This is a genomic window from Maribacter sp. HS, from assembly GCF_048059195.1.
Classification (GTDB): domain Bacteria; phylum Bacteroidota; class Bacteroidia; order Flavobacteriales; family Flavobacteriaceae; genus Maribacter; species Maribacter dokdonensis.
In genome coordinates this window covers 1,005,710-1,028,909 of record NZ_JAYLVV010000002.1, presented here as the reverse complement: position 1 = coordinate 1,028,909, position 23,200 = coordinate 1,005,710, and the positions used below count along the sequence as shown (strand labels likewise).

17 protein-coding genes are annotated in these 23,200 nt (G+C 35.0%); 9 read left to right on the top strand and 8 right to left on the bottom strand.

The genetic code is table 11. The features are described 5' to 3' along the window. Window positions 1-7 precede the first annotated feature (7 nt). Window positions 8-1,921: an OmpA family protein gene (locus tag VBZ51_RS04505; RefSeq protein ID WP_416576191.1), complete on the top strand. Its 1,914-nt coding sequence runs from the start codon at window positions 8-10 to the stop codon at window positions 1,919-1,921. A gap of 4 nt (window positions 1,922-1,925) precedes the next feature. Here the strand turns inward: VBZ51_RS04505 and VBZ51_RS04500 are convergent, their stop codons facing one another. Genes VBZ51_RS04500 through VBZ51_RS04485 form a run of 4 tightly spaced genes read right to left on the bottom strand, consistent with a single transcriptional unit; the run spans window position 1,926 to window position 9,164 of the window. Continuing rightward, window positions 1,926-3,704: a hypothetical protein gene (locus tag VBZ51_RS04500; RefSeq protein ID WP_416576190.1), complete on the bottom strand. Its 1,779-nt coding sequence runs from the start codon at window positions 3,702-3,704 to the stop codon at window positions 1,926-1,928. Window positions 3,705-3,713: 9 nt separating this feature from the next. Beyond that, window positions 3,714-5,012 carry a DUF4249 family protein gene (locus VBZ51_RS04495; protein WP_416576189.1) on the bottom strand — a complete coding sequence of 433 codons (1,299 nt, stop codon included), beginning with the start codon at window positions 5,010-5,012 and terminating at the stop codon, window positions 3,714-3,716. Between the two features lies 1 nt (window position 5,013). Further along, complete coding sequence (locus tag VBZ51_RS04490) at window positions 5,014-6,303, bottom strand: DUF4249 domain-containing protein (protein ID WP_416576188.1); 1,290 nt, start codon at window positions 6,301-6,303, stop codon at window positions 5,014-5,016. 11 nt (window positions 6,304-6,314) lie between these two features. Then, window positions 6,315-9,164, bottom strand: coding sequence for a TonB-dependent receptor (locus VBZ51_RS04485; RefSeq protein ID WP_416576187.1), 2,850 nt, complete (start codon window positions 9,162-9,164; stop codon window positions 6,315-6,317). Window positions 9,165-9,484: 320 nt separating this feature from the next. Here VBZ51_RS04485 and VBZ51_RS04480 point away from each other — a divergent pair, with 320 nt between their 5' ends. From VBZ51_RS04480 to scpA, 7 genes are all read left to right on the top strand, one after another. Further along, window positions 9,485-11,788: a PAS domain S-box protein gene (locus tag VBZ51_RS04480; protein ID WP_416576186.1), complete on the top strand. Its 2,304-nt coding sequence runs from the start codon at window positions 9,485-9,487 to the stop codon at window positions 11,786-11,788. Window positions 11,789-11,795: 7 nt separating this feature from the next. Next, window positions 11,796-12,209: a response regulator gene (locus VBZ51_RS04475; RefSeq protein ID WP_416576185.1), complete on the top strand. Its 414-nt coding sequence runs from the start codon at window positions 11,796-11,798 to the stop codon at window positions 12,207-12,209. A gap of 189 nt (window positions 12,210-12,398) precedes the next feature. Beyond that, the gene (locus tag VBZ51_RS04470; RefSeq protein ID WP_416576184.1) at window positions 12,399-13,349 is read left to right on the top strand and encodes a DUF4382 domain-containing protein; all 951 of its coding nucleotides are present in this window, start codon (window positions 12,399-12,401) and stop codon (window positions 13,347-13,349) included. 140 nt (window positions 13,350-13,489) lie between these two features. Next, a complete protein-coding gene (locus tag VBZ51_RS04465) occupies window positions 13,490-13,642 on the top strand; it encodes a YqaE/Pmp3 family membrane protein (RefSeq protein ID WP_036151377.1) in 153 nt (50 codons plus the stop codon). A gap of 268 nt (window positions 13,643-13,910) precedes the next feature. Then, complete coding sequence (locus VBZ51_RS04460) at window positions 13,911-14,720, top strand: DUF6503 family protein (protein ID WP_416576183.1); 810 nt, start codon at window positions 13,911-13,913, stop codon at window positions 14,718-14,720. Between the two features lie 111 nt (window positions 14,721-14,831). Next, entirely contained in the window at window positions 14,832-16,205 is a 1,374-nt protein-coding gene (locus VBZ51_RS04455) for a methylmalonyl-CoA mutase subunit beta (protein WP_416576182.1), read from the top strand. Beyond that, window positions 16,198-18,360, top strand: coding sequence for a methylmalonyl-CoA mutase (gene scpA, locus VBZ51_RS04450; protein WP_416576181.1), 2,163 nt, complete (start codon window positions 16,198-16,200; stop codon window positions 18,358-18,360). The genes VBZ51_RS04455 and scpA overlap by 8 nt, the downstream gene beginning before the upstream one ends. Before the next feature lie 70 nt (window positions 18,361-18,430). On the opposite strand, the gene VBZ51_RS04445 is transcribed toward scpA, so the two are convergent. Beyond that, complete coding sequence (locus VBZ51_RS04445) at window positions 18,431-19,675, bottom strand: MFS transporter (protein ID WP_058104205.1); 1,245 nt, start codon at window positions 19,673-19,675, stop codon at window positions 18,431-18,433. A 239-nt stretch (window positions 19,676-19,914) separates the two neighbouring features. On the opposite strand from VBZ51_RS04445, the gene VBZ51_RS04440 reads away from it, so the two are divergent. After that, window positions 19,915-20,487 carry a RidA family protein gene (locus tag VBZ51_RS04440; RefSeq protein WP_416576180.1) on the top strand — a complete coding sequence of 191 codons (573 nt, stop codon included), beginning with the start codon at window positions 19,915-19,917 and terminating at the stop codon, window positions 20,485-20,487. Here the strand turns inward: VBZ51_RS04440 and VBZ51_RS04435 are convergent, their stop codons facing one another. From VBZ51_RS04435 to VBZ51_RS04425, 3 genes are read right to left on the bottom strand one after another with little or no spacing between them, the layout of a single operon-like run. Beyond that, window positions 20,488-21,108: a CatB-related O-acetyltransferase gene (locus tag VBZ51_RS04435; RefSeq protein ID WP_416576179.1), complete on the bottom strand. Its 621-nt coding sequence runs from the start codon at window positions 21,106-21,108 to the stop codon at window positions 20,488-20,490. 32 nt (window positions 21,109-21,140) lie between these two features. Continuing rightward, window positions 21,141-22,010, bottom strand: coding sequence for an SDR family oxidoreductase (locus VBZ51_RS04430; RefSeq protein ID WP_348426403.1), 870 nt, complete (start codon window positions 22,008-22,010; stop codon window positions 21,141-21,143). Beyond that, the gene (locus VBZ51_RS04425) at window positions 22,003-23,172 is read right to left on the bottom strand and encodes a serine hydrolase domain-containing protein (protein WP_416576178.1); all 1,170 of its coding nucleotides are present in this window, start codon (window positions 23,170-23,172) and stop codon (window positions 22,003-22,005) included. Before VBZ51_RS04425 ends, VBZ51_RS04430 begins: the two co-directional genes overlap by 8 nt. Window positions 23,173-23,200 lie beyond the last annotated feature (28 nt).

Genomic DNA, 23,200 nt, shown 5'->3' with positions numbered 1-23,200 from the left:
ACCGATAATGAAAGTTAAAACATATATAGTTCTCTTTTCGTTGCTTTTTATTGCTAGCCTGTGTTACGCACAGCGAGACAATAAAAGTTCAGGTACTGATAATTTTGAGCATTATGGGTACATGGGCAAGGAATCTACCTATGAAGAGTTGAGTAAAAAAGGCATGTCAAATGAAGATATATGTAAAAATTTGGGTAATGAAGCTTATTTAAGGGCAAAGTATGATGAAGCTAGTTATTGGTATGCAAAATTGTTAGAGATCAATAGCTCAACAATCGATCCAGACTATATGTACAGATATGCACAATCTTTAAAATCGATCAATAATTACAAAGATTCCGAGGTTTGGATGAGAAAGTTCAAAAAAGCGAAAAAGAATGATGTAAGAGCTTTAAAGTATGATAAAGGTGTAGGCTATTTTGATGAATTAATGACCGCTTCAAATGAGTATACCATTAAGAATTTGACCTCGGTCAATTCAAAAGAATCAGATTTTGCTCCTTCGTTCTATAAAGATTTTATCGTGTTTTCTACTGCCAGGGATTTAGAAACCACTTCGCGTAGTGCCACACCTTATTTGAATTTGTATAAAACAACACGTCCGGAACAAGGCGAATATAGTACGGCAACTCATTTTTCAGATGAGTTGAAATCGGTAGCTAACGAATCTTCTACAAGCTTTTCCCAAGATGGTAACACCATGTATTTTACAAGGAATAATTATAAGAAAGGATCCTTTAATAGAGACAAAAAAGGGATCAGCAGATTAAAAATTTATAGAAGTACGTTCAAGGATGGCAAATGGGGGAATATAGAAGATTTGCCCTTTAACAGTGATTTGTATTCTGTTGCTCATCCGGCATTGAATAAGAAAGGTGATAAATTGTATTTTTCCTCTGATATGCCCGGAACTCTAGGGGCATCGGATATTTTTGTAGTGGATATTCATACTGATGGAAGTTTTGGAACACCGGTAAATTTAGGTTCCAAAATAAATACAGAGAGCAAAGAGACTTTTCCGTTTATTACAGCATCGGACGTTTTGTATTTTGCTTCTGACGGACATCCTGGTTTGGGAGGACTGGATATTTTTTCTATCGATTTACCAAATCAAGGCGCGGTCAAGAATTTAGGAAATCCAATTAATAGTGCTAATGATGATTTTTCAATGATATTTGATGAAACGACCAATTCAGGTTTTTTTGCATCGGATCGAAACGGAGGATTAGGTGCAGATGATATTTACGCTTTTAAGACAATTGATTGTATGGTGACCATTACAGGTATCGCGGTCGATAAAGACTCGGACAAGCCATTACCGTTTGCAACCGTACACGGAAAAAATAATTTTGGAGGAAATATAGGCGAGGCCACTACCGATGCTCAGGGTAAATATACTTTAGAGATACCTTGCCAAGAAAGTCAATATACCATTATTGCCAATCTAGAAGGCTATGAAGAAGGTTCGTTGTTCATGTTTACTACACCAGATGAAAAGAGTATAACAAATGCCCGTGTGGTATTGGAAGAAAGTAGTAAAGTGGCGGTAATTGGGGCAGATTTGGTAAAGGTGTTAAAGCTAGCACCAATTTATTTTGATTTAAACAGTTCTTATTTACGTGATGATGCTTTTTCTAATTTGGACAAGGTAGTTGCATACATGAAAAAAAGACCGGAGGTCAAGGTAGAAGTGGGTTCACATACAGATAGTAGGGAAGAGGATAACTATAATCTTTGGCTTTCTGATCGTAGGGCAAAAAGAACAGTGGAGTACATAATAGCTGCAGGTATAGAGGCTGAGCGAATATCCGGTAAAGGTTATGGAGAAACCCAATTAATAAACAAATGCGCAAACGGAATCATTTGTTCAGACAGAGACCATCAGTTAAATAGACGCTCAGAGTTTATATTGATCGAATAGTTCCTTAGTTTAAATTCTTGGTAGTAACTTCTATTTCCTTTACCACATGTAATGGTTTGCCATATGAAGTAAAACCGTTTAAGATAATTTCAAAAGTGCCTTCAAGATCAGATGTATAGAACTCATAATTATAATCTGATTCGGTAATGTTTACATTTGGTTTCCAAAATAACATTCTTCTATAATCTGGAATCCTATCAAAAGAATTATTTTCAGTTGTATAAGATTGTACAAAGTAGTTCTTTTTGGGTACGGGCTGTTCAAACGGTACAACTAAGCTATTTTTAGGATTATAATTTTCCAAAAAATCACCTTCAAAAGTTTCTATGGAAAGTATCCCTTGATATTCTTTTTGACCTAAACGAAATTGATCCCTTGTTAAACTAATTTTTTCAATATTTCGAGCATCGTATGATCTTATTTGTTCATGATGAGGTATAAATACACCATCTATTAAAACTATAGCTGGGAAGTCGTTATATTCTTCGTCATAGGACTTAAAATCTTGCCCAATCCTTATATACGCATCACTAGTATTCGCTTTTCTAAATCCTGCAAACTTTACAACTTCTACCAAGGTTTCCTCAAGCGTTTTAAAACGTGTATAATCATCTAAAACAATAACTTCTGGTATGCCGCCATTAAAAATATCTATAGGGTTGCTCTGTAAAATGGAATCAGGTTTTGAACTAAAAAATTGATTCTCTATCTGGTTCAAAACACTTCTATTCTTAATATATTCTGCTTGTGCTTTTGATAAACTGAAATTTGAGAATGTCAGGTTGCTAAGGTCAATATGACTTGGGGTTCCTTTTTCTATGGCATACATTTCATTTTGGTCTTCAACCTGTATTACTGCCATTGGATCTTTACGGTCCTTGCGTATATAAGAATAGAAATTTCCGCTTTGGTCGGTTTTTGAGAATTTTAATAATGATTCTTTTCCAGGTATTGAAATAACAACAGGAAGGTTTTCTGTGGGTGTTCCCGTTTCAGCATTTTTCACCGTTCCGTATATAAGTTCTCCACGTTGTTCAGGTAAAAATATACTATCGCCAATGGATTGTTTTATCTCTTTATCGGCATTAAAATAGGCATTTCCATACATAACTGAATTTAGTGTAGATGGCATATCTATTTCTTCTTTCCTTTTCACTTTTACGGTATATGAACCATGCCCTAGAACTCCTTTATAGTTTTTAATGGATAGGTGTACTTTTTCCCGTGGTAAAAAAGATGCTTTTTGGGTTTTCATAATAATGATAGACGAGTCTGAAACCGATAGATTATCCACAGAACTAGGTGAAGTTTCCGGCGTGGTTGAATTCAATAGCGCAGATTGGTCAGCTAAATATGGGTTGATAATGATGATATCGTCTTTGAAAACTTGTGATAGACCAGAGTTTTTCATCCATTGGGTATAGCCTAAAAGTTTATATCTGCCAGAAGGTATATCAGTCGTAATGAAAAAGTCGCCATAACCATGACCTTTATCCAACTTTATCTTATGTTCAAAAATGAATTCCTTAGCTTCATTTACCAATGCTACATAACCTATGGTACTCACATTGGTGGGTTTATTGGTTTGTGCATTAAAGCAGTGTATAGCATAATACAGGTATTCCCCGGAAAACGATAATGATCCATTATGATCTACATATGCTTTTTCTTGTGGCACCTTTTTAAGATTCAATAGATCGGAACCATCCTTGATGACATATTGGGCGTGACCTATGTATGTTGTCAAGAGTGCAATAATGGCAAATATTTGATTTGTTTTCATAATCGGTGTTTATTCTACCCAAAAATCTGGTTGTATATTACTGCCTAAAACGGTACAATCTCCACAAACTTTGGGAACAAAGATGTGGGGACCGTCACATTGACCGTCATTGAAATTAGGCTTCACATAACTTATTAAATCTAGGTCTACTTGTTGAATTATAGATTGTGGGCACGGGTTAGGCCCTCTCATTCCACTAAAACAAAAAGATACGTGAGACTCTGGGGCGGTCAGTTCATTACAGTTAAAAGGGTATGGTGGTAATTCTTCATTAGGATAAAAATCTGTGTAATTGAAAAAAAGCCTACTTTTTGAAACCGAAACCACATCAAAGAAACCAATGACAGTACCTTGTCTACCATCTTCCGATGATAAATTACCTTCTAAAAAACCAGGTTGTATTTGTGAAAATATATTACCGGTTTGGCTAAAATTGTTCAGTTGGTCATAAAAACTGTACGATGCAGAACCAGAAACTAACTGAGATACCTCAATACTGTATCTATGGCTAATTATGAAATTCTCTTCATCTAAAAACCTGACCATGAATTTTTGAACGTCGGTATTGATACTGCTCTGTTGAGTTTGAATTATAGTATTGGAAAGATTGTTACCATAGCATACTTGTTGCTCCTCTTCCCGTTCAACAATTTCTAGGTCATAGGTTACTTCGGGCAACGCACAAGGGTCATAATTGGTTAATTTAAATTCGTTGGGAGACCAATTTGGGGCTATGATCTTATATGTTTCATCATAAGTATAGCGTAAGTTTTGTACGCTACCTGTTTCAATTGTATTATCTACAAAAATGCCAATGCCCTCGGCACCGGACTCACTAGTTGTTTTTTCGGCATATATATTTGAAATACTTGCCAAGCCCTCTATTTCCATATCGGTAGAAGTATACTTTTTGCCATCTGATGTAACAATGTTCAGCAGATAAGAGCTACCCATTTCTGCGGCAAATTGAATATCCGATTCATAAATTCCCGGGCTAGATTCATTAAAGGAATATTTAGTGCCATTACTGTTTTCAATGGAAACTGTAGCATTGGTTTCATAACGTACCAAGTCTCTATTAATATCTCTAATTGGTGTGTAAGGGTTGTATACGGAATCAATACCTAGGTCTACCAACGTATCCATTCTGCTCAATGCTACGGTGTGGTTTTTTAGTTCATTGGTAAGAGTGGCCTCTACGATCAATATTTTAAGCACTTCGTCATCTGCTTCTATTCCTAAATCAACTTCTTCAATACAATTGATGAATAACAGAAGCGGTAATATTATTAAAGTAATTTTTCTCATCTTATTCTATCCAAAAATTAGGTGTTTTATTACTGCCAAATGTTCTACAATCTACACAGCCTAATGGTTTTACTATAAAAGGAGCACGAGATAGTTCTCCATTGGCATCAGGTTCAAAAAAGTTTTCATTATCGCCAATATATCCTATTTGACCTGCTATGATTCCTTCTATTAGAGGTGAATTTGATCCGCGGTCAACTATAACTTTTCCATCAATTACTGTTGAGTGAAAACCGTCAGGGTAGAGTGCTGGTTCACGAATAACATCGCAAGAAATTATATAAGGGGGCAATGGCTCATTAGGATAGAAGTCTTCATAGTTGAAAAATATTCTTTTTTCACTATATGAGCTTAGTTCAAAGTAGCCAAATACAATTGCATCCTCAGAATTCTTGGCGCTTACATTTGATTTTAGCATACCGGTCTGCACATTGCTGAAAATACTTTCTGAACTTGAAAAATCTTCTAACGAATTAAAGAAAGCTGCGGCATTAATATCATGATGATACTGTTTTACTAAAATACTATAGCGATGTGATATTGCGTAATTTTTGTTACTTACAAACCTAATTTCAAAATCATCTAGATCATTTGTAGTTAAATTACTTGTTGAAGCTAGAATAAGATGGTTAGATTTATTGCTGGCAAAGCAAATATTGGCTGGCTCATCCCGTATGGCTACCGTAACTTCCCAACCATCATCATCTTCACAAAAGAAATCATAATCAACTTGATCCCAATCGAACGGATTGTAATCTGGTGAAATTACTTTATAGGTCTCTTCATATTCATATCTAAAATAATTGGCTGAAGAAGAATTATTTGAATTACTCACCATAATTGAAACTCCGTCATTTTCAGAATTATTGAATTTTCGTTGTGTCTTAAGTTCCGCTAATTCAATTTTAGAGGGTAAAGTCGTTTTGTTCGACTGATAAATAACATTATCTGTGGTTGTAATCTGTAACGTGTATGCTCTATCTTGTTCCAAACTAATTGCTTCTATTGTGCTGTAATTTCCAGGCTTGTTTTCTATGAAATCTATGGTGCCCCCCAATTCATCTATTATACTAACTTGCGCCCCTATTTCAGGAGTTGGGTCAGTTTCGTCAAATGAGAAAGTTCTTGTCAAAAGAATAGTTTGCTGTTTGTTTTCGTCTGTTATTCTGGCATCGACTACTAATGCTCCATCTAAAATTTCAGTGATGTTTTCTGGTTCAAATTCTTCAATACAACCACTAATTTGTAGTGATGTATAAAAAATAACTGCCCATTTTAGTTCTTTTTTCATTTTGAGCACTTTTAAAATTTGAAATTATAAGTGATCGATGGAATAGGAATAGAGAAAATAGAACTTTGTAGCGCCTTTACCTCACCGTCATCGGTTACAAAAAATACCGAATATGGGTTGTTTCTACCTAAAACATTATAAACTGAAATGGTTACAAAGCTATGTGCCAATTTATTTTTCTTATGGTTGCCTTCAATATTTAAACCTAGGTCTAGACGATAGAAATCTGGAATTCTAAATTTATTTCTATCACTAAAAGCAACAAAGTCTGCGTTGTTAAACCTAAATGTTCCAATAGGGTACGTAATAGGTCTGCCGGTTTGGTAAACAAAGTTGGCAGAAATGCTATAGCGCCTGGTAAAACGATAGTTGGTAATGACACTTACATCGTGCGGTTTATCAAAATTAGAGGGAAAGAAATCACCGTTATTTATGCGCTCTTCGCTGAACTCACTGTCAAAACGATACAGAGATCTAGAGTAGGTGTAACTTAACCAGCCGTTTAAATCACCGCTCTTCTTTTTCAAAAGAAATTCTACTCCGTACGCTTTCCCATCTCCCTGTAGTATTTGTGTTTCAACGTTTTCGTTCAAGAAGAGGTTGGCGCCAGTTTTAAAATCAAGCACATCTTCCATTTTTTTGTAATATCCTTCAATACTTAACTCGTACTCATTTTCTTTAAAGTTTTTATAAAACCCTAGAGAGGCTTGGTAGCCTTTTTGTGGAGCTATATTTAAATCGGAAAGTTTCCATGTATCTATAGGTGATACCGTGGTGTTATTAGATAGCGTGTGTAGAAATTGATAGGAGTTGTTTAAACTGGCTTTTACAGAAAAATCAGGTGTAAATAAATATCTGGCGGATAATCTAACTTCTGGTCCACCATAGGTTTTAATATTCTCACCACTTGAATATGATATGGTATCTTGAACGGTAGATTCATTTTTTGGCATTCCGTCTTCATAGGTTCTTTGGGTGGCTTTACCTAGAGCGGCAAAAAATGCATAGCGTACACCTAGGTTTACGGATAGTTTTTCATTTAAAGTAAGTTCATCGCCAATAAAGAGAGCACCTTCTATAGCTTGCTCATTATCAATGGATCGAGGTGCAATATCAGACTCGTTACCATCGGGCTCTATACTGCCAGGGTTCACAGAATAGTATTTGGCAGATGCACCATAATCTAGTGTGTTTTTAGTATTTAAAGAGGTGCGTAACTTATATTTTATTTCAGTTTCGTTTATACCATAATGTAAGTTGAAATCGGTATTGGTTTCGCCGTCAAAATCAATTCCAAATCCGTAATTGCTATTGTTAAGAATAAGGGCCGTATTGGTTTTATCATTTATATTATGATTCCAACGAAGCGAAAATAGTCTGTTGTTATATTTATATAAAGAGTCAGACGTAATACTAAAAGCATCTCTACTATAATAAGCAGTAGCTTTAACATCATTTTTTTCGTTTACTTTATTATGGTATTTAATGATACCGTCAAAAAAGGACGCATTGCTATTATTTAAAGATTCATCATCTAAAGATCTTAAAATCCAATCTGCATAAGCTGCTCTTCCACCAACGATCAATGATGATTTTTCTTTTTCCAACGGAATTTCTAGAGCTAAATTTGCGGTAACAGGTCCCACGGATCCCTCACCTGACAGTTTTTCTTCATTTCCGTTTTTTGTTCTAATGTCAAAAACCGAAGAGAGTCTGCCACCAAATTCTACGGGTATTGCACCTTTATAAATGTCAATCCCCTTGGTAGTAAATGGGTTCAATGCCTGGAAAATGCCAAAAAAGTGCTGCGGGTTATATATAACGGCATCATCTAACAGTACAAGGTTTTGATCCGTTTTGCCCCCACGAACATTTAGCCCCATGGCACCTTCACCTGCAGAGGATATACCTGGCAAAGCCTTGGCAACAGATAATATGTCGCGTTCTCCCAATACCAACGGTATGTTTTTAGATTCTTCTGAATCTATTTGCTCACTACCCGTAATTGCCTCTTCAACATTTTTGAAGGCATCTGCTTCTACAACTACCTCATCTAATTGCTGAAGACCCTCTTCCATGAGTAAATCTAAATTGCCGTTATTGAACATTATAATTTCACGTTCCGTAGAAGCAATGCCCATTGCGCGTATGTTTAGAACATTATGTCCTGCTGGTAATTCTAAAGAATAATTACCATTAGCATCGGTTACGGTAATTAGATTTGACCCTTTGGTACGTATTGCTAGATCTTGAATAGGATTTCCGGTACTAGAATTTATTGCTCTTCCCGTTAACAGATAGGTTTCTCTCAAGTTGTCAGGGTCACTTTTTCCTATTTTGGTAACCTGGTAGGTTTTTTTACTTGGATTATCGGTATTGTAAAATACAGGTGGAGGACTGTTGTTTGTTATACGAGTACTATTATTTTCTTCTGATGCTTCTTCGGGTCCAAAAAATCCTTTGGGCAATTCATCATAAACCAAACCGTTTTCTAATAGAATTATACGATTGGTAGCATTTAAAATATGAAAATTTAAAGAGGTGTCTTCTAATATAGTTTCCAATACAGAAGATAATTTCTCATTATTAAAGGTATTGTTCACTTTAATAGCCTGTGTCCATTCCTCTAAAAAATAGAACTTATAATTGGTTTGGCTCTCAATATGGTTAATGACTTCTTCTAAGGGTATTGAAGAGTATTCGCCACTGATATTCGTATTATTTTGTGCGTAAATTGATGTAAGAGGGAATAGAAAAATAAAAATTATAAAGAATATATGGTCATAAAGATTCTTACTAATATTTTTTTTCGATTTAATAATTGTCAATAACAAACAGTTATTGTTTGGTTGTTTGGTCATGGTAGTTAGTTGGATTCCTACAAGGTAAGAAAAACATAAATATCACAAAATGTGATTATTAAAATAATCGCAATAGGTTTTTGAGATTTAAATAATTTAATAAGCATTTTTTAAGAATACATTTAATTTGTTGTAACTATTTTATTTAAAGGGGTTTATGCTATAAGGATGATTTCAATAATATCTAACCAAAGATATCAGATATACAACCTGTTGTTTTCTGCAAAAGCCCGTGATTTTTGAATTCTAAAAATCGTATTCTATTTTATATCAGTAAATTATTACTATTTTTAACATAAATACTTGTTAAAATTATTAAATTGAATCAGTATCCAAATAACATCGAATACCTGGAAAAGCATCACCAAATATTTATTGAACAGACACCAACGGCAATAGCTATGTTAGATACTAACATGGTCTATTTAGCAGCGTCCAAACAATGGATTCGAGATTTTAAACTGGAAAAAGAAACTATTATAGGTAGATCCCATTATGATATTTTCCCAGAAATAGGTGATGATTGGAAAGCTAAGCATCAAAAATGTTTGCAAGGTGCCATAGATATATGTGATGAAGCACCCTTCTATCGGTCAGATGGTACTATTCAATGGATTTATTGGGATGTTAGACCTTGGTATCTTGCTGATGGTAGAATAGGCGGACTCTTAATGCACACTGGGGATATAACCGAGCAGAAAGAGAAAGAATTAAAGGAAAAAAAATATAACACCATATTAAGGGATACTAGTGATATCGCTAGAATTGGTACTTGGGAAATTGATCTTTTAAAAGAAAAAGTGACCTGGAGTAATATGGTATATGAAATTCATGAAGCCCCATTGGATTACGAGCCAACTATAGCTTCTGGATTAACTTTTTTTGAAGACGAAGATAGCCGTAATAGTATTTTATTGGCATTAAAAAATGCTCAAGAAATGGGAACACCAGTTAATCTCACCTTGTTTCTTACAACATTAAAAGGTAATAAAAGATGGGTGAAGGTTGTTGGAAAAATAGAGAGGAGTAATGGTGTTGCTTCAAAAATATTAGGGATAACAGAAGATATTACATCGTCAAAAAACTCAGAAAAGCTTTTAAATGTTGCCCATGCAGAATTAGAAGCAATTTTTAATTCAAATGCGGTAGCCGTTATTTCAACTAATGCAGAAGGCATAATTAATCGTTTTAACAAGGGGGCAGAGAAATTATTGGGTTATTCGGCAGAGGAGTTGGTGGGTTTAAAACACCCCAGCGTATACCTTTTGGAAGAGGAGCTTGAAGAATTTAGAAATGATATTACTAGATCGTTTAAAGGCGAATCTTTTATAGATGATCCTAATTATAATTATCGTAATGAAAACATTAATGATACAAGACAATGGACTTTTAGACGCAAAGATGGTTCTTTGTTTTCTACACTTACATCAATTACGGCAATTAATAGCAGCGAAGGTGTAAATGATGGTTTTATTGCAGTTGTTACCGACATCACTAAAATTAAGGAGGTTAAGAATGAATTACGGAGAAAGAATGAACTGTTGAACATTGCAGAAGAAATAAGTTCAACAGGTCATTGGCAGTGGTTTCCTCTTGAAGATACAGGAGAATGGTCAGAGAATATTTTTAATATAGTGGAATACAAAGGAGACCCTTTTCCTATAGACTTTGCTACTTATTTAAATATTGTTCACCCAGAGGATAAAGATATTGTAAACCATCATTTTGAAGAAGCTGTTGCAAAAAAGGTGTTTACAAAATTGACTCATCGTATAATTACATATTCAGGTAAATTAAAATTTATACAGCTACTGGCCAATGTATTGGTCAATGAAAAAGATGAAGCAATAGAACTATTTGGTACATGTCAAGATGTGACCGAGAGCAAAATGACGGAGCAAAGTTTGATCAATGCTAAACAAGAATTAGAGGGCTTTACTCAAAAATTAAAATTACAGAACCAACAACTAGCAGATTTTACCCATATAACTTCGCATAATCTTAGAGCTCCGGTTGCCAATCTTAATTCTTTATTGGAAATTTATTCTTACGCTGAAAATGATGAGGAGCGTACAGATATATTCAATAAATTCAGTAGCGTAATAGACCACCTTTCCTCTACGCTCAATACGTTGATAGAGGCGCTTAAAGCTAAGGTGGGTGATGCTAATGAGAATATAGAAAAAGTTTACTTTAAAGATGTGTTTAAAGATACTTCCCAAATTTTAAGCGGAGCTATTTTAAAATCCAATGCAGTGATAGATACCGATTTTTCACAACTTACCCATATATCCTATAATAAAATATATATGGAAAGTATATTTTTGAACTTGATTGGTAATGCCATTAAATATAGCGCCGAAGATAGAGCGCCACATATTGAAATTAAGACCGAGGTGAAAAATGAAATTAATATCATTACTTTTAAAGATAATGGCTTGGGTATTGATCTTAAAAAGCATGGATCTAAACTTTTTGGGTTGAATAAGGTTTTTCATAGACACCCAGATGCCAAGGGGGTAGGTTTGTACCTTACCAAAACTCAAATAGAAGCAATGGGCGGTACTATTTCCGCTACTAGCGAGGTAAATGTAGGAACTACATTTACTATAAAATTTAATTAAGCTTGATATGAATAATATTTTAAAGACCTGTATTGTAGATGATGATTCTATTTATCAATTTACCATGGTCAAAACCTTGGAGTCTACTAAATTACCTTTAGAAATTATGGTCTTTTCCGATGGTGAAGAAGCTATTGATTTTATGTTGGATAACTTAGATCAAGATTCTGTATTTCCTGATGTTATTTTCTTGGATATTGATATGCCTGTCATGGATGGTTTTCAATTCATGGAAGAATACGTGAAAATAAAACCAAGGGTGGGTAAGAAAATAACAATTTACATGGTGTCATCTTCTCTTGATCCCGTAGATATAGAAAGGGCTAAAAGAATAAGTGCTATATCTGACTACATTGTAAAGCCTATAGGTCTTGGTAGGTTAAAAACGATTATCGAAGGCTTGTTGGCGGAAAGAAACTGAAAGTGACATACTTTTTATCGCTCTAAATGGTCATATAGGTTAAAACAAATATCTTTATAAAGATTTTTTTTGCAACTACAATTAATTGGTTATTAGGTATTAAATTTTCAATTTTTAAATTTTAACATTTCACAGGTAGGGTCTTGGTTATCCAAATTGTTTTACTGTCAAATAATAAAAAATTTAAAGATGAAGAATTATTTAAAAACGGTTACTGTTGCTTTTATTTCATTAATAATGACTGTTTCATGTAGTGATAATGATGATGAAAATGTATCTATGGACGCGGATTCATATAATACTACGTTTAAGATTACTGATGCTCCAATAGATAATGCAAATGTAGAAGCTGTCTTCATTACAGTTTCAAGTGTAAAAGTTGATGGTATTACGTTAGAAGGTTTCAATAAAACTACATTTGATTTGGCAGCTTTGGTCAATGGCGAGACTTTGACCCTAGGAAATATTGATTTAGAAGCAGGTTCTTATTCTAATATTGAACTTGAGTTAGATTACACTGCCGATGCTGATGGTAATACACCTGGGTGTTATGTAGAATTTGTTAATGGAGAAAAAGATCAATTAGAGGCTACTTCAAATACAATCGATATAAACGATACATTCGAGGTATTGGTAAGCACATCAAACGAAATTATTATAGATTTTGACTTAAGAAAAACTATTAAAGAAGAGCAAGGTACAACAGCTAATAATTTCGAGTTTGTTTCAATGTCAGAATTAACAACAGGTATTAGAACAGTTAATAATGCTATGGCTGGTAAAATTTCCGGTTCTGCAAATGACCAAAACAACACATCAGATAAAATTGTTGTTTACGCTTACGAACAAGGGACTTTTAATGCGGATGTAGAAAGTGAAGGACAAGGAGAAAGTAATATTTTATTTGCTAATGCTGTAACTAGTTCAGAAGTTAACGGTCTTAGTAGTCAATATAATCTTAGCTTTCTTGAAGAAGGAGAATACGAATTAGTATTTGCGTCTTATAATAAAGATGGAGATGATTTTTATTTCAATTCCTTATTGACAGCAGAATCTACTACAGGAATTGATCTTGCAGGTATAAGTGTCTCATCATCTATACAGATTAATGCCAATGTAACTATTGTAGGTACTAAATAGTACACAAGAAAAGACAAGAAAGCCCTAGGTAACTAATAGGGCTTTTTTATAGGTTCTGATTAAAGTTACAATTTGATTTATTTAAGTTAACGGGTTGTGGTTAAAGATCTTAATTTTGATGGAACCTAAAAACTAAAAAGATGTCTTTACTAACAATAATATTGAACATACTTTTACCACCATTGGCCGTTTTTATGAAACACGGTATTGGTACAACATTATTAATAAGTATTTTATTGACTTTACTTGCATGGTTACCAGGAGTAATACATGCCTTTATCGTAAATCAATAATCAGTTAAATTTTATGTCTTGCCTACGTTAGTTCTGGCAGTGACATTTAAAGCCGAATAATTATCATTCTCTTGGTAGTTGTTCGGTTTTTTTGTGAAATTCAGGATTATAAAGTGTTGTTAACATTTATTATGATTCCTAAAGAGAATCTCCATTTATTTATATGATAACTTTGGTACGTTAGTAGTTGTATTCTCTTTCGACTATTTTGTTTTAATGATCCATTAGAAATAATATTACAAATGTGATTCCCGTGAAATATATAGATATGAATAAAACAGTTAAAGCAGCATTTACTCTTATTTTTTTGATCATATTAAGTTGCAAAAATGGTAATGACTCAGGTAAAAACAATGGACCTTTAGAAGATGCAACCTCGAGGACCACGGTTGAAAGTGCTGAGGACATTATAAAGCATGCTATTAAAGCGCATGGTGGAGAACTTTATGATACGGCCAATTATGAGTTTGTTTTTAGGGATAAAATGTACATGTTCAATAATAAGAATGGCTATACTTATCGTGTAAATTTCAAGGATAGCTTAGGGAATAGAATTGAAGACAACATTGTTAATGGATCATTTGGTAGAAAGGTCAATGATGAGCCGGTACATCTATCTGAAAAGGATAGTACCGTATATAGTAATGCATTGAATTCAGTAATCTATTTTGCTACTTTGCCCCATAAGCTTAATGATAAAGCGGTACATAAGGAAAGCGTTGGTGAAACCGTAATAAAAGGGGAAGATTATGATGTAGTACGCGTTACTTTTGGTAAAGATGGTGGCGGTACCGATTATGATGATATATTCATGTATTGGGTAAATAAAAAATCTCATTATATAAATTACTTGGCTTACAGCTACAGTGTAAATGATGGCGGTGTGCGTTTTAGAAGTGCTTATAACCCTAGGACCATTGACGGTATTAGATTCCAAGATTATATTAATTGGGAGGCACCTGTTGGCACGCCCTTAAAAGACTTACCGGCGTTGTTTGAGAAAGACAAACTAAAGGAGTTGTCAAGAATAGAGACTGTCGATGTGCGTAACCTAAATGCTACAGAATTGCCAGATTAACCTAGCTCTATATAAACACGATTTACTTATTGTATCTTTGAGAGAATGCGCTGAATTTATATTCACAGGCGCATTAATGGAATATGTTGTTTAATTAAACTACGTCTTGCTATGAAGGGTGAAACCTTATTTGATAGTTTCAGGGATATTTCTGAAAAAGAATGGAAACAAAAGATACAGTACAATTTAAAAGGTAAAGACTACAATGAAGAGGTAGTGTGGAATTCACCTGAAGGTATTAAAGTAAAACCATTTTATCATGCAGAAGATCTAGAGCATATTACTTTACAACAGACACAAAATTCTTTATGGAAAATAGGGCAAAGTATTTATGCCGGCAATGCCATAATGGCCAATGAAAAAGCGCTCAAATATCTAGAAAAAGGTGCAGAGGCTCTGCAGTTTATTGTACCGTCGGAGAACTTAGATGCAGTTATTATTTTGAACAATATTGATTTAAACAGGGTCAAAGTATGTTTTGAACTGCAATTTTTGTCAAAAACTTATATAAAACAGATTCTTGATAGAGTACCAAATGCAGATAAAGTCCATTGGCAGATTGACCCCATAGGTCATTTGGCAAGGTCTGGAAATTGGTATGAAAATATGTCTTCGGATATGTCACTCATCGGGGAACTATTTAAATTGAATACCGAAACTATATTAAGTGTAGATGTTTCGCTTTATGAAAATGCCGGTGCAGATATTGTGCAACAATTGGCTTATGCAATGTCTCATGCGAACGAGTATTTGAATGTACTGCAGCAAGGTGAAAATTTAGGACAATTAAAAAGTATAGATTTCAAGGTTTCGGTAGCTGGTAATTATTTTTTTGAAATCGCAAAGTTAAAAGCCTTAAGAAACCTATGGAATGTTTTGTCCAAAGCTTATGGTATTACCATTTCCTGCTCCATAGTTTCGCAGCCGTCAAAACGTAATAAGACCATTTATGATTTCAATGTAAATATGCTAAGAACTACTACAGAATGTATGTCTGCCGTGTTGGGCGGTTCTGATGTTGTTTTTAATTTGAATTATAACGCCGTTTATAAAAAAGATAATGATTTTGCCAATCGTATCGCCTTGAATCAACTTATTTTATTAAAAGAAGAAAGCTATTTTGATAAGGTGGAAAATGCAACTGAAGGTAGCTATTACATAGAAACTATTACGCATCAATTGGCAGAGAAGGCTTTACTTTTATTTAAGGCGATAGAAAAAGATGGGGGTTTCTTAAAGCAATTAAAAAATCATACCATACAAAATAAAATTGCCGATAGCGCCCGTAAACAACAAGAGAAATTTGATGCCAAAAAGGTAGTATTAGTGGGTAGCAATGTATTTCAAAATGAAGCGGATAAAATGGGTGAAGCATTAGAATTATATCCGTTCGTGAAAAAGAACCCAAGAAAAACCTTGATTACACCTATCATAGAAAAAAGATTGGCAGAAGAATTAGAGCAAAACCGTTTATCACATGAGTAGAAAAGACTTGCAACATATACAACTAGACACTTTTCCTGATAATGGTAAGCAACAAAATGCCATTAGTAAAGATTTGAAGGATACCTTGTTTACTACGGCCGAAAGTATTCCGTTGAAAAAAAGATATGCCAAACAAGATTTAGAGGAGGTAGAGCATTTAAATTTTGCAGCGGGCTTACCGCCGTTTCTTAGAGGGCCTTATGCAACCATGTATGTACAAAGACCTTGGACCATACGGCAATATGCGGGTTTTTCCACTGCAGAGGAGAGCAATGAATTCTATAGAAAAAATTTAAAAGCAGGTCAAAAAGGTTTGTCGGTCGCCTTTGATCTTCCTACACACAGAGGATATGATAGTGATCATGAACGTGTTGTTGGCGATGTAGGTAAGGCGGGTGTTGCCATAGATACGGTTGAGGACATGAAGGTGCTTTTTAAAGGTATTCCTTTGAATGAAATGTCAGTATCCATGACCATGAACGGTGCCGTGCTGCCTATAATGGCGTTTTATATTGTAGCGGCAGAAGAACAAGGGGTTTCTTTAGAAAAGTTATCTGGAACTATACAAAATGATATTCTCAAGGAGTTTATGGTGCGTAATACGTATATCTATCCACCAAAACCATCTATGCAATTGGTTGCTGATATTTTTGAGTATACCAGTAAACATATGCCCAAGTTCAATAGTATAAGTATTTCTGGTTACCATATGCACGAAGCTGGTGCATCTGCCCATTTAGAATTGGCATATACGCTATCTGACGGTTTGGAGTACATTAGAACAGGCTTAAAAGCAGGTTTGAAGATTGACGATTTTGCGCCTAGACTTTCTTTTTTCTGGGGAATTGGTATGAACCATTTTATGGAAATAGCCAAAATGCGTGCTGCCAGAATGTTGTGGGCCAAGGTGGTGAAAGAATTTAATCCAAAGAACGAAAAATCATTGATGCTGAGAACACATTGCCAAACCAGTGGTTGGAGCTTAACGGAGCAAGATCCTTTCAATAATGTGGCAAGGACTACTATAGAGGCAGCGGCTGCCGTTTTTGGCGGTACACAAAGTTTACATACCAATGCACTGGATGAGGCAATTGCCTTACCTACGGATTTCTCTGCACGTATAGCTAGGGAAACACAATTATACTTGCAGCATGAAACAAACGTGACCAAAACCGTTGACCCTTGGGCAGGTAGTTATTATGTGGAGAAACTAACACATGATTTGGTGCACAAGGCGTGGGAGTTGATGCAAGAAGTAGAGAACCTTGGCGGCATGACCAAAGCTATAGAAACTGGAATACCTAAAACCAGAATTGAAGAAGCCGCAGCAAGAAAACAAGCGCGTATAGATAGTGAACAAGATGTAATCGTTGGGGTCAATAAGTATCAATTGACAGAAGAAGATGAGCTTCAGATTTTGGAGGTCGATAATAAAGAAGTACGAAGACAGCAGTTACAACGATTAGAAGAAGTTAAGGCAAATAGAAATACCGCAGTGGTTGCCCAAAAGCTGAAAGAACTAACTATTGCTGCAAAGAATAAATTGGATGATAGTGATTCGGAAGAAAATTTGCTAGCTTTAGCGGTATCTGCTGCAAGGGAAAGAGCAACTTTAGGTGAAATCAGTAGTGCTTTAGAAGAGGCTTTTGGCAGACATAAAGCTATTATAAATTCATTTACAGGCGTGTATTCAAGAGAAATCAAAGAGGATAAAAGCTTTAAAAAAGCGCAAGAGTTAGCTGATCGGTTTGCCGAGCAAGATGGTCGTAGACCACGTATAATGGTCGCTAAAATGGGACAGGACGGTCATGATCGTGGGGCTAAAGTGGTGGCAACCGGTTATGCCGATCTAGGATTCGATGTGGATATAGGTCCGCTTTTTCAAACACCAAAAGAAACCGCAAAACAGGCAGTAGAAAACGATGTACATATTTTAGGAATTTCATCACTTGCTGGCGGACATAAAACACTAGTTCCCGAAGTTATTAAGGAACTAAAAAGCTACGGCCGTGAAGACATTATGGTCATTGTTGGGGGAGTGGTGCCAAAACAAGATTATGATTTTTTGAAGGAAGCGGGGGCTACTGCCGTATTTGGTCCGGGAACGAAGATTAGTGATGCAGCCATTCAATTGTTAGAGCTACTTTTGGAATAAGTTTAAAAAATCGAATAAAAAAAAGCCGAGCAAATCTATTGCTCGGCTTTCTTTATTTTAATCGGCATAATTATGCCGTAGCAATTTCTCCTTTACTTTCTTTACTTCTTAACCAGAAATATAGAATAGTGAACAAAACAATTAGAATTGCAGGAAACAGTACCATGGTACTTAACGTTTCTTGACCGGAAACCAATTCTAATTCATCACCTGTAAAACCTTGGGCTTCGGCAGCAGCTCTATCTGCATCGATCCAACCACCAATGATTGGTTGAAAAATTGATGTAGAGAACATTCCTATGGCACCAATAATAGACATGCCCAAAGCTCCGGTTTTTGGAGTTTTGGTAGCGGTTAAGCCAATCATATTAGGCCAGAAATAGGCAACACCCAGAGCAAAGATTATAGCGGCTACGTAAGCCATAGTTCCAGTTTGTGTACTAAAAAGATAAATGCCTAAAGTAGCAAGTACGGCAGAACCCAAAAGCACACCCGTTTGGTTGAACTGAGCAACCATACTACCTCCAAAGAATCTTGCAACGGCCATCAATCCGGCAGTCAATGCTAATATTAGCGTTGGTTCTGCTCCACTTTTAGAAAGAATTAGACCTACCCATTGGTTAGGACCAAATTCTGATATGGCAGTTAATGCCATACAAACTCCTATGAATAAAAATAAGGGAGTGAACATGCCTTTCAGGTTTCCGCTAATAGTTGCCGCTTCCTCTATCTTAGCTTTAGGCCAAGTTTGTCCGTAAAATAAAAAGGCATAAATTATCGCAGGTATTAATAATAACCATACTTGACTTTGTCCTGTAATACCAAAATCTGTCATAAAACCAGAAAGTAAACTACCAACGGCTATTCCACCAGGAAACCACATGTGAAAACGGTTAAGCATTGTGCTCATTCTGTTTCCCTTGTACGCATCTGCAATCATTGGGTTACATGCCGCTTCGGTACAACCGTTGCCAAGACCTATAAGCAAGTTGGCTATCAAAAGACCTATATAGTTGCCAGAGAATATTAAAAGTAAAATACCGATTGAATGCGCAAAAAAGGCAAATTGCATAATTACTTTGCCCCCTACTTTATGGTAGATCAAACCACCGATTACCATAGCTATGGGGAAACCTAAAAACCACATAGAGGTAATCAAACCGGCTTGACTTGCACTTAATGCCAGTTCCGTTTTTAATTGATCTAAAATACCTGCTGCTATGGCAAATGAGAATGCCGTTGTAATTAGGGCAAAGCAACTGGCATAAAAGAGCCTATTCGCATTTACCTTAGAAGTCGCTGTTGAACTTTCCATATTTAAATTGATTTAGTTGTTGTTTTGGTTAATTTGCTAAACTAATAAAAATGAAATAATATCAATGCTTTTTTAGTAAAATGATACCTTAACTACGACAGAATACACAAAAAATAGTATTTGTTTAATATTTAGTGTTTTTTATGCAATACAATGGCAAGTGAATTTTAAGGTATTATGTTGATAATGAAGTATTAGGTAACTTGTAACCATAATAATTTCAAATAAACTGACCTGTAATGAAACATTTTATATATATCGTTCTAACTTTTTTGTTGATCAGTTGTGCAGATAAAACCAAAGAAACTCAACAACGGGAAGAATTAATTCAAGAAACGGCAAATTCTAATTATAACCCAGAAGCCAAGTTAGATAGTTTAGGTATAGAACTTAGAGATCAGGGTGTTCCCATTGCAAACTACCAACACGTTGTAAGAGCTGGAAATTTATTGTTTTTAGCCGGTAAAGGACCAAAACAAGCTAATGGTGAGTACATGATAGGTAAATTGGGCGATAGTTTAACCGTAGAGCAGGGCTACCAAGCGGCAAGAGAAGCGGGTATTAATCAACTTTCCGTTTTAAAAGCCGAACTGGGCAACCTGAACAAAGTAAAACGAATTGTTAGTGCACACGGTATGGTGAATGCTTCTCCAGATTTTACAGATCATTCTAAAGTGATCAATGGTTTTTCAGATTTAATGGTCGAAGTTTTTGGTGAAAATGGCAAACATGCGCGTGCCGCGGTTGGTATGGTATCTTTACCTGTTGGTATGGCTGTAGAGATAGCAATGGTTGTTGAGGTTTACGAGTAATTAATTTAGCTCTTCTAAATTTTCACCTGTAAGATGATGCACATTTGCGGTAATCTGCTCTATAGGCCAGTTCCACCATTTCAATTCTAAAAGTTTAGCAATTTCTTTATCCGAGAATCGCTTTCTAATAAGCTGGGCGGGATTTCCGCCAACAATGGAGTATGGCAGTACATCTTTTGTTACGATTGTATTACTTGCAATTATGGCCCCATCACCAATGGTTACTCCGGGCATTATGGTGGTGTTGTAGCCGATCCACACATCATTGCCTATTACGGTATTACCTTTGGTAGGGTAGTTTTTTCCATCCATGGCATGTTGCCAATCCTTTCCGAAAATAGCAAATGGGTAAGCTGAAATGGAGTTGCTTAAATGATTGGCTCCGTTCATAATAAAGGTGACATTTGAAGCAATCATGCAGAACTTTCCAAAGATTAGTTTATCGCCAACAAAATCAAAATGATATTTTACATTTTTCTCAAAATTGGCTACGTCTTCAAAATCATCATAATAGGTATAATCACCTACAACAATATTCGGGTTTTTAATAATGTTTTTTAGAAAACACAATCTCTTATAGTTTTCTAATGGAAATAGGGTGTTTTTATCAGGGATATTCATAACCTCTTTTTAAAGAATACTGTAAACGAAATTTATTTTTTTAAAACATCTATCTCGTTCTGAAAAAATGTAACTAAACGGTGACTGCCATATCTTGGAGCAATTGCATCTTCAGCCATTAAAGTTAAGAAAAACTCTAAAGGACCGTATGTTTTTGACGAAGTGAACGTACGTAATATTTTTAGAATTGATTTTCTGATCCAATGAGGTATATGAATAATGTTTATTGGTTTTCCACTAGCTAAAAGTGCCAGTTCTGCTACTTCGTTCTGTGTTAAAATATCTGGACCACCAATATTGATTTCTTCATTTGAAACGTGAATACTATCTACGCAGGCAATGGCTAGATCTTTACCATGAATAGGATTTATTTTTTTCTTACCGCTACCAAAAAGATATACTTTTCCCTTTTTTGCCATATCTAAAAAGTCTTTCATATCAGAGAAAAACCCATTAGGACGAATAATACTATAGTCTATCCCTGAGGCTATTAATTCGTCTACAAAAGCTTCTTTAGCTTCAATGATCTTTAAATTTCTATGTTGTTTGCCATTTAAAACAGAAACATATATAAATTTCTTAACACCGGCTCTTTTAGCTTCTTCAAGTAAATTTTTATTGGCTTGGTAATCTACATCCATATAGGTTAGACCATCTTTTTGACGTGTAATTCCAACTGTTGATATGACTGTGGTAATTCCCTCAAAAAGTCCTTTTAATGTATTGGTATTAGTTACTTCTGCGTTAATTACGGTTGTGTTATTATTTGCGAATTGCATTGCTTTTTTGGTGTTTCTCGCAATAATTTTGGTCTTCATGCTACGTTCACTAAGCTCTTTGGCGATATATGTACCTAAATATCCGGTGGCTCCAGCAAGTAAAACTAACTCGTCATTATCCATTTCTTTTGCTTTTTACATTAGTAAGATTTTTTAAGTGTGACAGTATAGTTACCATAAAATCAACATGTTTCTTTTGATAGTCCGTTTGATTGAACGTCCCTGTTAAATACACGTCTAATTCCGGACAGTAATACATGAATGAACCTGATGTGCCAGAGTGACCAATAAGTGTGTGTTTTTTTGAAAATGGATATAATTTTTTTACATCAAATTTTCTAAGTCCGTACCCATATTCTAGACCATATGACTCTCCTATCCAATTTTGCATTGACTTAAAGCTCTTTTTGGAAACGATTTCGGCATTGTTCAATGCACGATAGAATTTTAATAAATCATTTGAAGTAGTTGCTATTCCTCCTCCTGCCCAATCAGCACTTAAACTCTTGAACGTGCTAATATTGGTTTGTTCTACATAGAATTCTGATAATTTTTCGGGCGATTCACTTATTGGTCTTGAGCGCAAGTGCATGTATGAATGCTCCATTTCTAATGGATTGAAAATCTTCTCGGAGAGGAATACGTGATATGGTTTACCTGTAAGTTCTTCTATTAATAAACCCAACAGAACATATTCGGTATCGCAATAATTGTAACTAGCACCAGGTTCAAAATGTGGCTGTAATTGAGTTTTGGTAAATTCAATGATTTCAAGGGGTTGCCAAAATCTGTCATTATTAGTGAATAGCTGCTCCATAAAACTAGCGCCATTAATAGGTGTATCTGCAAAATAATCCGGTAATCCAGAAGTGTGCTGTAATAGTTGTTTTATTAGTACTTTTTTAGAATAGTCTATACCGTTGAATACATGTAGCCCTTTGATGATTTCACCGGGAAGGTATTCAGCTATAGGGTCGTTAATATTCAACTTTCCATCTTCTTGCAATAACATGATTAGGGTTGCGGTAAAAGTCTTGGCTACACTTGTACTATGAAATGGGTTGTTTTTGGTAACTTTTTCTCCGTTCATAAATGTACCTCCGCTATAATTCCAATCAATTTCTAACTTTTTAGAATAGACAGAAAGAAAAGCATTGTGAACTAAATCGTCTTGTAGTTTTGCATTAAATAGAGAATCTATTTTTGCTTTTACATGAGCTGTTTTTTGACCGTAATTTAATCCGTAAGTCAAAAAAGCTATCATAAACAATATTTTAATTTTCATGATTTATGGTTTTACTAATGGTTTAATG

Coding starts and splice junctions, on each gene's coding strand:
- VBZ51_RS04505 (WP_416576191.1), top strand. CDS start 8: ATGAAAGTTAAAACATATATAGTTCTCTTTTCGTTGCTTTTTATTGCT.
- VBZ51_RS04500 (WP_416576190.1), bottom strand. CDS start 3,704: ATGAAAACAAATCAAATATTTGCCATTATTGCACTCTTGACAACATAC.
- VBZ51_RS04495 (WP_416576189.1), bottom strand. CDS start 5,012: ATGAGAAAAATTACTTTAATAATATTACCGCTTCTGTTATTCATCAAT.
- VBZ51_RS04490 (WP_416576188.1), bottom strand. CDS start 6,303: ATGAAAAAAGAACTAAAATGGGCAGTTATTTTTTATACATCACTACAA.
- VBZ51_RS04485 (WP_416576187.1), bottom strand. CDS start 9,164: ATGACCAAACAACCAAACAATAACTGTTTGTTATTGACAATTATTAAA.
- VBZ51_RS04475 (WP_416576185.1), top strand. CDS start 11,796: ATGAATAATATTTTAAAGACCTGTATTGTAGATGATGATTCTATTTAT.
- VBZ51_RS04470 (WP_416576184.1), top strand. CDS start 12,399: ATGAAGAATTATTTAAAAACGGTTACTGTTGCTTTTATTTCATTAATA.
- VBZ51_RS04465 (WP_036151377.1), top strand. CDS start 13,490: ATGTCTTTACTAACAATAATATTGAACATACTTTTACCACCATTGGCC.
- VBZ51_RS04460 (WP_416576183.1), top strand. CDS start 13,911: ATGAATAAAACAGTTAAAGCAGCATTTACTCTTATTTTTTTGATCATA.
- VBZ51_RS04455 (WP_416576182.1), top strand. CDS start 14,832: ATGAAGGGTGAAACCTTATTTGATAGTTTCAGGGATATTTCTGAAAAA.
- scpA (WP_416576181.1), top strand. CDS start 16,198: ATGAGTAGAAAAGACTTGCAACATATACAACTAGACACTTTTCCTGAT.
- VBZ51_RS04445 (WP_058104205.1), bottom strand. CDS start 19,675: ATGGAAAGTTCAACAGCGACTTCTAAGGTAAATGCGAATAGGCTCTTT.
- VBZ51_RS04440 (WP_416576180.1), top strand. CDS start 19,915: ATGAAACATTTTATATATATCGTTCTAACTTTTTTGTTGATCAGTTGT.
- VBZ51_RS04435 (WP_416576179.1), bottom strand. CDS start 21,108: ATGAATATCCCTGATAAAAACACCCTATTTCCATTAGAAAACTATAAG.
- VBZ51_RS04430 (WP_348426403.1), bottom strand. CDS start 22,010: ATGGATAATGACGAGTTAGTTTTACTTGCTGGAGCCACCGGATATTTA.
- VBZ51_RS04425 (WP_416576178.1), bottom strand. CDS start 23,172: ATGAAAATTAAAATATTGTTTATGATAGCTTTTTTGACTTACGGATTA.